Below are 10438 nucleotides of genomic sequence, written 5' to 3' on the forward strand. Positions count from 1 at the left end.
TTTCGGTTGGGGGGGGTGGGGTGGCCGCCCCCCCCGCCGGGGTGGGGGGGGGGCGGGGGGTTATTCCCCCCCCCGGGGCCACAAAAATGGGGGGGGCCCCCCCCCGGGGGGGACGGCGCCCACCACCGTTTCAAGCCTGAGCACGACCGCGATCCGGCTCGCTACCAGCGGTACCAGCGACCGCTGCCGCTCTTGGGACGGGCGACGAATCCGACCAGCCACAGCACCAGTACGATGATCGCGACCCACCAGAGAATCTTCAACGCGAAGCCCGCGCCGAAGAGAAGCAGAACCAGCAGTAGGACGAGAAGCAGGGGAACCATATGATCAACCTCCGAATACCCCTGTTCCCCGCAGCCCCTCGTGCATACATACAATCATTCCGAGTCACCCGTATGCCGTGCGTCGCATACCCGTCCGGTCCAGGAATTCCTCAGCCGCGGGCGAACTCCAGCAGGTCGGCGTTGAACCGGTCGGCGAACACGGGCACCATCGCCAGGCCGTGCGGGGCGCCCGGGTAGACCTTGAACGTGGAGTCCTTGACCAGCTTCGAGGACTTCTCGCCCGCCGCGACGATCGGCACGATCTGGTCGTCGTCGCCGTGCACGATCAGCGTCGGGACGTCGAACCGCTTGAGGTCCTCGGTCAGGTCCGTCTCGGAGAACGCCTTGACACAGTCGTACGCGCTCTTGATGCCTACCTGCATCGACCACATCCAGAACGCGTCACGCGTGCCCTCCGAGACCGTCGAGCCCTCGCGGTTGGCGCCGTAGAAGGTCTCGCTGAGGTCCTGGTAGAACTGCGAGCGGTCCTTCGCGACGCCCGCCCGGATCTCGTCGAAGACCTCGATGGGCAGGCCCTCCGGGTTCGCCTCGGTCTTGAGCATCAGGGGCGGGATAGCGCTGAGCAGGACGGCCTTCGCGACCCGTCCCGTGCCGTGGCGGCCGATATAACGGGCCACCTCACCGCCGCCGGTGGAATGGCCGACGAGGATCACGTCGCGCAGGTCCAGCGCCTCGATCAGCGAAGCCAGGTCGTCGGCGTACGTGTCGAGGTCGTTCCCCTCCCAGGTCTGCCCTGAGCGCCCACCCCCGCGCCGGTCGTGGGCGATGCCGCGGAATCCGTTGTCCGCCACGAAATTCACCTGAGGGTCCCACGCGTCGGCGGTGAGCGGCCAGCCGTGACTGAACACGATCGGCTGACCGGATCCCCAGTCCTTGTAGAAGATCTCGGTTCCGTCTTTCGTCGTGATGAAGGGCACGGCGCGGTTCCTTCCCATGGTCACCGGGGAATCCGATCGAACCCGCGGAGGACGGCCTCTCTTCGGCGCCGGATCCCGCGGTGGGATACGACCGGATGGTGCACGTCGACTCACCCACGCTACCCGAGAAGCACCACGTCGGCGCGCCGTGTATTCCCGTCGCCGACTCCGGTCGAAAACGCTCCCGTGCTCCCTGTTCGCCGCCATCTCTGTTCGCCGTCTGTTCCCCTTCGCCGCTCCCTCGGAATGAACCCCCTCACGAATCCCGCTCACGAATCCCGCTCACGCATTCTGTTCACACATTCCGTCCCGGCTCATTTTCCGCAAGCCCACGGGGAATTGCCCCGCAGGCTCCCGCCCACGGTCGTGCTCGTCGGCCGGTGTCGGCCGACGGCTCAGTCCCGCGGTGACAGACCGTCGTCGACGGACACGTCCTCCGCCACGAGCGTGACGCCGGAGTTCCTGGCCTGCTCCAGGATCAGGGCGGCGAAGTCCTCGTCGACATGTCCCGCACCGACGGCACTCGCGACGAGCTGGGCGGTGGCGGCGGCCAGCGGCATCGGGACCTCCAGCTCGCGGGCCGCGGAGAGTCCCAGCTCCAGGTCCTTGCGCAGCAGCGGCATGGTGAACGTCGGCCTGAAGTCCAGGTTGACCAGCGCGGGCGACTTGTACCGGGTGTAGACCGAGCCCATCACGGAGTCGTTCAGGAACTCCAGGAAGGCGGCACGGCTGACACCACCCTTTTCCGCGAGGACGGTGATCTCGGCGAGCGACTGAGTGACGACGCCGAGGAAGACGTTGTGCGCGATCTTGACCAGTCGGGCGGCCTCGGCCTCGCCGACGTAGGTCACGCCGCGCCCCAGCGCCGCCAGCAGCGGCTCGATCCTGCCGAACACTTCACGGGAGCCGGACACCGCGATCGTCAGGCCGCCCGCGGCGATCACCTTCGGGTTCCCGCTCACCGGGGCGGCCAGGAAGTCCGTCCCGCGCCGGGCGGTCTCCTCCCGGATCAGCGCGGACGTCCCGGCGGACACCGTGGAACTGTCGATCAGCACACCCGGCGCGGCGTCCGGCGAGGTCAGCACCCCGCCGGGACCCGTGGTGACCGCCTGAAGGTCCGGCGAGGCGGAGACCATCGTGAAGACGACGTCCCGGTCGGCCAGATCGACCGGCCGGTCGACGACCGTCGCACCTCTCTCCGTGAGGGGTTCGGCCTTGGCGCGCGTCCTGTTGTGGACGGCCACGTCGTAGCCCGCGTCGAGGAGCCGGGCGGCGAGCTGGAAGCCCATCCGACCGGTACCGATCCAGCCGACGCGCGGCGGGTCCTGGGTGACATGAGCCATTTCCGTACCTCGTTCCCGGAGGAAGACCGCTCGCCCGATGAGGTCCCGGTCCGCCGCGACCTCTACTCCACTACGCCGTCGTGCGGTTGGGCGAACAGACCGGTGGTGTGGGCAGGGCCGCGCGGACGTCGGTGACCGCCACGACCGGCTCGTCCGGGAACTCGCCAGGGGCCGACCGCACGGCCGGCTCTCCGCGCGCCGGACCCGCATATTCTGTCCGCATCGCGTACCGGACGCATCTTGGCCCGTACCGCCGCCGGGCCGCTGCCACCGCGCCTCGCACCGCGCACTCCCCCGCCGACGACGACGCGCTCTGCGGCCGGGCCGCCGGACCCGCTCTCGGACACCCGCTCGCCTGACACGCGCCGGCCGTGCCGGACATGCAGGTGTGCGGGGTATGTGCCTAGATTTACGGAACGGATGCCCCCCGTGCCGCCGACCCGTCGTGCCCCACGTCCCCCCGGGCGGATCGCCACGCAGGGGAATCCCCTGTGGTCCCCTCCCGACCCGACTCAGCGATCCCGACCCGACTCAGTGAGAGGTGCGGTGTGGTGCATCAGTGGACACGGCGCGAGGACGAAAGGCCATGCACGGGAAACGGCCGCTGCGTCGCCGACATCGAAGTGCCGGAGCACCTCCCGAGGTGCTGAGGCCGCTTGCGGCCCAGGCCGCATCGGAGCGAATCGTGCGCGGGAGCGACCACCCCTTCGACATGGCGCGGCCGGAACCCGTCCGGTCCCTGCCGGACCACGGCCTCGACGCCGGGCCCCTCGAGGCGAACGGCCGGGCGCTCCTCGGTATCCGCGGCCACGGCTGACCCCCGCCCGGCCGCCGCACCCTCGGTCGCTCCAGGTGTGCCGCATCCGAGGCGTCCCCGCATCCACCACAGCAAAGGTCCGCCATGTCCGAGACGAACGAGTTCACAGCACTGGTCATCGGTGGATCGGTGGGCGGTCTGGCGGCCGCGCACGAACTGCGAGAGGTGGGGGCCGGGGTCGCCGTCTACGAACGGCCGGCGGACCAGACGTCGGCACGCGGCGCCGGCATCGTCATGCAGCCGGAGGTCGACGCGCTGCTGAACCGTCTCGGCAGACCGGCGTCCTCCGTGAGTGTCGAACTCCACGAGCGTCAGCGGCTGGACGCGCGCGGCAAGACCGCGCGTCATGGGGCTCCGCAGCTCATGACCGCGCGGGACACCCTCTACCGCGCGCTGCGAGAACCGCTCTCCGGGGTCTGCCACCGCCTGGACAGCACGCTCAGACGGGTACAGGTGAGCGGTCACGACGTCACGGCCGAGTTCTCGGACGGCCACACCGCGCGCGGCAACTTCCTGGTGGGCGCCGACGGCATCGGGTCGGCCACCCGCATGCTGCTCGACTCCGTCTCCCGCCCCGAGTACGCCGGCTACGTGGCCTGGCGCGGCCTGGAACCGGAATCCGCGCTGCCGAGCGAGCTGCTGGACCTTCTCGCGGGCCGCTTCACGTTCTTCACGTCGAGCGGAATGCAGATGCTGTGCCACCTGGTTCCGGGGGCCGACGGTGAGCGGGAGGAGGGCTCACGGCGCGTCAACTGGGTCTGGTACGTGAATGTCGCCGAGCCGGAGCTGCCGAGGCTGCTCACCGGCCGCTCCGGAGAGCGATTCACGCACTTCCTGCCGCCGGGCGAGTTGCTCCCCGAGACCGTCGAACAGGTCGCCCGGCAGGCCGACGTCTCGCTTCCGCCGCCCTTCGCCGAACTGGTGCACCTGTCGGACGTCTTCATGCAACCGGTGTTCGACCTCGCGCCAGGGCGCATGGTGGCCGACCACGCGGCTCTGATCGGCGACGCGGCGGGCACGGTCAGGCCCCACACCGCCTCGGGAACCTCCAAGGCGTTCGGTGACGCCGCGGGGCTGGCGGCCGCCCTGCGCGGGTGGACCCCGACGCGGCCACTGCCCGCCTCCGAGCTCGAGCACTGGGAGCTACGGCGGCTCGACCGCTTCCTCACGTTGTCCGAGGCCGGGTTCGACCTGGCGGTGAGATCCACGTTGGGTGCCGAGAGGGGGAGCCGGTTCTTCGGTTCCGACTGACTCCGGCGGCACACGGCTCGCCGGGCGGCGCGGCCTCATGAAGGACCGGACTCGAGCGACTGATTGAAGCCTTTGCGGTGACACCCGGGGTCGTAACAATCGGGGCGCCGAGGCGCCTGCCGAGGACGTGAGGAGCGCTGCGCCCGCTCCTGGGCCCGTACGTCCCGCAGTACGTCGGCGATGGTGGTGCCGGCCAGTCGCTTGCGCATGGTGTCCTCCACGCCGTCGTACCCCTGCCGCGGGGTGGGCCGGATCCCGAAGCCGACCGGACAGGACGGGTTCGGTTCGCTGTTGCGCATCCCGAAGACAACCGCCCTCGTCCAGGGCCCCGTACACATCGAGCAGGGTGACCGTCTCCGGCTCCGCGACAGGGTGCGAGGCTCTCCCGGCCGCAGCGCGGTCTCCTCGCCCGACGTGACCGGCGTCACGTCACGGAAGTGCATAGTGAGGTGCTCACCGACGTCTTTCACCAGGTGTACGAAGCTGGCAAGGGCGGGGACGGTGCGGATGCGACAGGCTGGAGCCGAGGGTTTCGACGGGTTCGTCGCGGCCCGCTGGTCGGCGTTGATCCACCTCGCGCGCCTGCTCTGCGGAGGTGACCGGCACCGCGCCGAGGACCTGCTCCAGGAGGCCCTGGTCAAGCTCTGGTTCGTCTGGCCGAGGATCGCGGACGAGGCGCCCGAGGCGTACGTACGCAAGATCCTGGCCCGCGCCGCTGCCCGCTCGGCCCGCAGGCGGTGGTGGGGCGAGCGCCCCGTGGACGAGCTGCCCGACCTGGCGCAGGTCGGGGACGAGTCCGCCACCGTGGTGGAGCGGTCGCGGCTGGAGGCGGCCCTCGCCCAACTGCCGCCCAGGCAAAGGGCGGCCGTGGTGCTGCGCTACTACCAGGACCTGCCGGAGAAACAGGTCGCGGAGATCCTGGGGTGCCCGCTGGGCACCGCCCGGTCCCACGCGTCACGCGGTGTGGCGCGCCTGCGTCAGATCCTGGCCGTCGTCATCGAACCGGTGGAGTGAAGGGAAACATGGATCACTTCGAGCGGGAGTTGGCGCGGATGATGCGCGACACCGAGGAGCACACCCCCTTCGAGCCGGCACAGCAGGACCGCCTCACGACCGGGATCCGCACCCGCCGCCGGGTCCGCTCCGCGCAGATGGCCGTGGGCGCCGTGGTCGCGGTCGCCGGGCTCAGCGCCGGTCTGTTCCTGTTCCCCCACGCCCCGGAGGACGACCGGCCCCAGGCACCGCTGCCCATGACCGGCCGCCCCTCTCCGAACGTCTCGCCGACCCCGACCCCGACCCAGCCCTCCAGCGAAACTCCCACCGGATCGGGCACCAGCACTCCCGGTGACACCGCGAGCACCACCACCCCACCCACGGCACCGGCCTCGACAGGCGGGTCGACCTCGACCGGTACCTCTTCCTCGGGGACCGCGACCACCAGCTCGCCTCCCCGGGCGCCGTCGACGCCGAGCGGAAGCATCACGCCGCCCCCGCCGACGACGCCCGTCGAGTCGTCCTCGTCCGCCTACGCGACCGACACCGGGTAACCGCCGCTCGCCCGCCGCCGCACCGTACGCCGTACCGACCCCCCGGCCGCGGAGACTTCCGCCCGGAACCCCCGGCCGCGGAACCTTCCGTCCCGCGCCCCGTTCCCCACTCCGCCCGCAGCCGTACTCCGTGACCACGGCTTTGCCGTGAGCGTCTTCGGGATGCCCTGCGCCGACGCACAGACCTGGACGAACCATGCCCCATGCGACACGGCCCGCCTCGACGAACCCCTCGACAGGACTGGCCATGGACAGCCTGCCGCTCCGTCTGCCGCTGCCCGCGGACCACCCGGAACCCGTCCTCGACGTGGTCGTCCCCGTGTTCAACGAGGAGAAGGACCTGGAGCCGAGCGTGCGGCGGCTGCACACGCACCTGCGCGAGACGTTCCCGTACCCGTTCCGCATCACCGTCGCCGACAACGCCAGCACCGACGCCACTCCTCGGATCGCGGCCCGGCTGGCCGCCGAACTCCCGGAGGCCGAGTGGATACGACTGGCCGAGAAGGGGCGCGGACGGGCTCTGCGCGTCGCCTGGTCGCGGTCACGGGCCCCGGTCCTGGCATACCTGGACGTGGACCTGTCCACCGAACTGACGGCGCTGCTCCCACTGGTCGCGCCGCTGATCTCCGGCCACTCCGACATGGCCATCGGCACCCGGCTGGCCCGTGGCTCCCGGGTGGTGCGCGGCCCCAAACGGGAGATCATCTCCCGTTGCTACAACGCCCTGTTGAGGTCCGCCCTCGCGGTCGGCTTCTCCGACGCGCAGTGCGGTTTCAAGGCGGTCCGGCGCGATGTCGCCGAGCGACTGCTTCCCCTGGTGGAGGACTCGGAATGGTTCTTCGACACGGAACTGCTGGTGATCGCCGAGCGGGCCGGCCTGCGCATCCACGAGGTACCGGTCGACTGGGTCGACGACCCCGACAGCCGGGTCGACCTGATCCCCACGGCCATGGCGGACCTGCGCGGAATCGCCAGGATCGGTGGCGCGCTGGCCCGTGGCGCGCTCCCGACCGCGGGACTGCGGCGGGCCACCGGAGGTGATCCGCCGGGCTCGCCCGTCGCCCAGCTGCTGCGGTTCGGTGCCGTGGGCGCCGCGAGCACGGCCGGGTACATCCTGCTCTACGTGGCCCTGCGTCCGGTCACGGGTCCGCAGGGAGCCAACGCGTGGGCCCTCCTGTGCTGCGCCGTCGCTAACACGGCCGCGAACCGGCGGCTCACCTTCGGGCTGCGCGGGCGCGGCGGCGCGCTGCGCCAACACGCCAAGGGACTGGCGGTGTTCGGCCTCGGCCTGGCGCTCACCAGCGGGTCACTCGCCGCCCTGCACCGCTGGGTCCCGGGTCCAGGACGGCCCACGGAGGTCGTGGTGCTCGTCGTCGCCAACCTGGTCGCGACGCTCCTGCGATTCCTGCTCCTGCGGGCCTGGGTGTTCACCGCCGCCCCGGGCAACGGCACGAAGGGAGTCGAGGTCCGATGAACGATCCGCGCCTCGCGGAATCTCCGCCGTACGAGGACGAGTACGAGGACGAGTACGAGTACGAGGATGACGACAACGGCCTGGGCAACAGGCGTCGTACCGAAGGCCGTTCACCCGTCACGCGACCGTCGTACGGCACCGCGCCTGCCCCCTCCCCCTCCCCCGCTGCTGTTCCCCACCGGTGGCCGCGGCTGCGCCGGGTGGCGGAGCGGCACGGTCCGGTGCTCGCGCTGTACGGTGCGCTGAAGCTCGTCGGATTCTGCGTCTTCATGTACCTGCTCGACTCCTCCGGGGACTTCCGCCGGAAACACCCCCGCTTCGGCGGCGGCGCCCACGTATGGGACGTCCTGGCCACCTGGGACGGCTGGTGGTACCAGCAGATCGCCGCGCACGGGTACCACCCGGCGCTGGTCCCGGTGCCCGGTGCCACCGGCCTGATCACCATCGAGGGAAATTCGGCGGCGTTCTTCCCGCTGTACCCGGCCCTGATGCGGCTGGTCTCCTGGTGCACCGGTCTGGGTCTGTTCGGCGCCGGCCTGCTGGTCTCGGTCGTCGCCTCGTTCGCCGCCGCCCTGGCGATCCACGGCGTCACCGCGCGGATCGGGGGTCGCCGGGCCGGGCTCGCCGCCGCCGGACTCTGGGCCGTGTGGCCCGCCTCCGGCATGGAGTGGTCGGCCTATTCGGAGTCGCTCTATGTGGCCCTCGCGGCCTGGGCCTGCTACGCCGTCATGCGCCACCGCTGGCTCACCGCCGGCCTTCTGACCTGCGCCGCGGGTCTCACCCGCCCGACGGCCACCGCGCTGATCGCGGCGCTCGCCGTCGCCGCCCTGCTGGCCGTCCACCGGCAGTGGCGCGACGTCCGCCGCTGGGGCGACGCTCCCGGTCCGGACGGGAAGAGGCGCCGACGCATCACCCCGCGCCCACTGGCCGCCGTGGCGATCGCCCCCCTCGGGCTGGTCGGCTACCTCGGCTGGGTGGGGTACCGGATGGGCGACTACGGCGGGTACTTCAAGCTCCAGGAGGGCGCCTGGGCCCACACGTTCGACTACGGCAAACAGACCCTCGACGTGTTCACCTCCCTGCCGGTGGGCCACTTCGACTACCTCTTCGCCTCTCCCTTCGAAGACCTCGTCAGCGTCGCTACGGTGCTGCTGGCCCTGATCGTCCTCCCGCTGCTGCTACGGCTCCGCCCGCCACCGGTCCTCGTCGTCCACACCCTCCTGACGATCGCGCTCGTCCTGGGAAGCCAGCAGATCTTCGGCAACGTCTCGCGCTATCTGCTCCCTGCCTTCCCCCTGTTCGTCCCGTGCGCCGTCGGCATGCGCCGGCTCAGTACGCCGGTGCTGTGCGCCGTCCTCGGCGTCGCCGCGATCGCCTCCGGCTCGTACGCGGGGTACGCCCTCTTCGAACTCGGCGTTCCGTAGACGGCGTTGCGGCGACGCCACCTCTTCGGCCCGACCCGGCGCCGGACCGGACGCCGGTGCGAGCGCGAGAGCCGCGAGGCGTGCTGGGAGGCGTGCTGGGAGATCCCGTACGACAGGTCGGGAGCCGGGGGTGAGATGCTGGACGGATGGATACCTCCCCCACGGCCTCGGACGAGCTGGTGGTGATCACCACCCGGTACGAGCTGCCGAGGGCGTTCGTGATGCTCATGCGGGGATGTGCCGACCTGGCGAGCTCCGGGAAGCTGGAGGAGATCTTCGGTGAGGCCGCCGGGTCCGGCTGCCCGGTGATCGTGGATCTGGCCGGTCTCGCCTTCGGCGACGAACATCTGCTGGGGCATCTGCTCGCTGCCCGCGAGAAGGGTGACCTGACGCTCGTCGGCCCCCTGAGCAGGCAGTTCCACCATCGTATGGACGTCACGGGTACGGTCGAGTGCTTCGATGTCCAGCCCGACCTGACCACCGCCCTGACGCGTCTGTCGGGCTGACCTCACGGCGCGCCGGCGGGGTCTGCCGGTCGAGGCGACCAGTACCGGGACCAGCACCGACGATGCCCGCTATGTCCGCGCGGGGCCACGGAAAAACTGGAGGCGTGCGGGGATGCCGGGTGTGACGTTCCCGGGCGGAGTGCGCGCCGACGGACCGCCGGCGGCGTTGTCGGATCCGGTTCGGCTGGCGGCGGTGGTCGCGACGGGTTTGCTGGACACCGGACCGGAGCCGGAGTTCGCGAGCCTGGCGCCGCTGGCGGCGACCGTGACCGGCTGCGGCCGCGCCTTCATCACCCTGGTCGACGACCGGCGCTCGTTCTGGAAGTCGTGCGTCGGCGTCGACGCCACACAGCCGACGAGCGGCAGAACCATGTGAGGGAGAGCTTCTGCTACTTCCTGGACGGCCTGGAGGGTGACTCGTTCGCGGTGGAGGACGCGGCCCTGGACGCACGTACCTGCGCGCGAAGGGCACCCAGCAGCTCTCCCCGGCCACCGTGCTCACCCGCCTGAACTCCGCACCGCTCGACCAGCGGGTCGGCGGCGGCCGGTTCCTCACCGCCGTGTACGCCACCTTCCGCCTCACCGCCGACGGCCTCGCCGGACGCCTGTGCACGGCCGGGCATCCCCCCTGCTCTCATCCGCCGCGCCGACGGCCGCATCCAGGAGGCCGGCCGGCCGGGAACACTCCTGGGCATCCTGTCCGAGGTCCGCCTCACCGATGTCCGCTTCCGTCTCGGCGCCGGGGACACCCTGCTGCTCTACACCGACGGCGCCACCGAGGCCCGTCCACGCGCCGCCACCCCCGGCGGGAAGCG

At 71.2% G+C, this 10438-nt stretch carries 13 protein-coding genes; 9 read left to right on the top strand and 4 right to left on the bottom strand.

Annotated features, from left to right (window positions below):
• Positions 1-161: 161 nt before the first annotated feature.
• From ABZV34_RS34945 to ABZV34_RS34955, 3 genes are all read right to left on the bottom strand, one after another.
• Complete coding sequence (locus ABZV34_RS34945) at positions 162-323, bottom strand: hydrophobic protein (protein WP_356285894.1); 162 nt, start codon at positions 321-323, stop codon at positions 162-164.
• A gap of 110 nt (positions 324-433) precedes the next feature.
• Positions 434-1261, bottom strand: a complete 828-nt coding sequence (locus ABZV34_RS34950) for an alpha/beta hydrolase (RefSeq protein WP_356285896.1) — start codon at positions 1259-1261, stop codon at positions 434-436.
• A 395-nt stretch (positions 1262-1656) separates the two neighbouring features.
• Positions 1657-2604 carry an NAD(P)-dependent oxidoreductase gene (locus ABZV34_RS34955; protein WP_356285898.1) on the bottom strand — a complete coding sequence of 316 codons (948 nt, stop codon included), beginning with the start codon at positions 2602-2604 and terminating at the stop codon, positions 1657-1659.
• Positions 2605-3289: 685 nt separating this feature from the next.
• Here ABZV34_RS34955 and ABZV34_RS34960 point away from each other — a divergent pair.
• Both ABZV34_RS34960 and ABZV34_RS34965 read left to right on the top strand, forming a co-directional pair.
• Entirely contained in the window at positions 3290-3421 is a 132-nt protein-coding gene (locus ABZV34_RS34960; protein ID WP_356285900.1) for a hypothetical protein, read from the top strand.
• Between the two features lie 84 nt (positions 3422-3505).
• Complete coding sequence (locus ABZV34_RS34965) at positions 3506-4672, top strand: FAD-dependent monooxygenase (protein WP_356285902.1); 1167 nt, start codon at positions 3506-3508, stop codon at positions 4670-4672.
• A 35-nt stretch (positions 4673-4707) separates the two neighbouring features.
• Here the strand turns inward: ABZV34_RS34965 and ABZV34_RS34970 are convergent, their stop codons facing one another.
• Positions 4708-4971, bottom strand: coding sequence for a hypothetical protein (locus ABZV34_RS34970; protein WP_356285905.1), 264 nt, complete (start codon positions 4969-4971; stop codon positions 4708-4710).
• A gap of 208 nt (positions 4972-5179) precedes the next feature.
• On the opposite strand from ABZV34_RS34970, the gene ABZV34_RS34975 reads away from it, so the two are divergent.
• The 7 genes from ABZV34_RS34975 to ABZV34_RS35005 form a co-directional block, all read left to right on the top strand.
• Complete coding sequence (locus ABZV34_RS34975; protein ID WP_356285908.1) at positions 5180-5686, top strand: SigE family RNA polymerase sigma factor; 507 nt, start codon at positions 5180-5182, stop codon at positions 5684-5686.
• Between the two features lie 8 nt (positions 5687-5694).
• Positions 5695-6219, top strand: coding sequence for a hypothetical protein (locus tag ABZV34_RS34980; protein WP_356285910.1), 525 nt, complete (start codon positions 5695-5697; stop codon positions 6217-6219).
• A 247-nt stretch (positions 6220-6466) separates the two neighbouring features.
• Entirely contained in the window at positions 6467-7693 is a 1227-nt protein-coding gene (locus ABZV34_RS34985; RefSeq protein WP_356285912.1) for a bifunctional glycosyltransferase family 2/GtrA family protein, read from the top strand.
• Positions 7690-9117, top strand: coding sequence for a hypothetical protein (locus tag ABZV34_RS34990; RefSeq protein WP_356285915.1), 1428 nt, complete (start codon positions 7690-7692; stop codon positions 9115-9117). Before ABZV34_RS34985 ends, ABZV34_RS34990 begins: the two co-directional genes overlap by 4 nt.
• Before the next feature lie 146 nt (positions 9118-9263).
• Entirely contained in the window at positions 9264-9623 is a 360-nt protein-coding gene (locus ABZV34_RS34995) for an anti-sigma factor antagonist (RefSeq protein WP_356285918.1), read from the top strand.
• A gap of 112 nt (positions 9624-9735) precedes the next feature.
• Positions 9736-9999 carry a hypothetical protein gene (locus tag ABZV34_RS35000; protein ID WP_356285921.1) on the top strand — a complete coding sequence of 88 codons (264 nt, stop codon included), beginning with the start codon at positions 9736-9738 and terminating at the stop codon, positions 9997-9999.
• A gap of 281 nt (positions 10000-10280) precedes the next feature.
• Positions 10281-10438, top strand: a 158-nt coding sequence (locus tag ABZV34_RS35005) for a SpoIIE family protein phosphatase (RefSeq protein ID WP_356285924.1), incomplete at its 3' end; no start/stop codon positions are given.

The sequence above is a fragment of the Streptomyces sp. NPDC005195 genome (assembly GCF_040608315.1).
Classification (GTDB): Bacteria; Actinomycetota; Actinomycetes; order Streptomycetales; family Streptomycetaceae; genus Streptomyces; species Streptomyces kaempferi.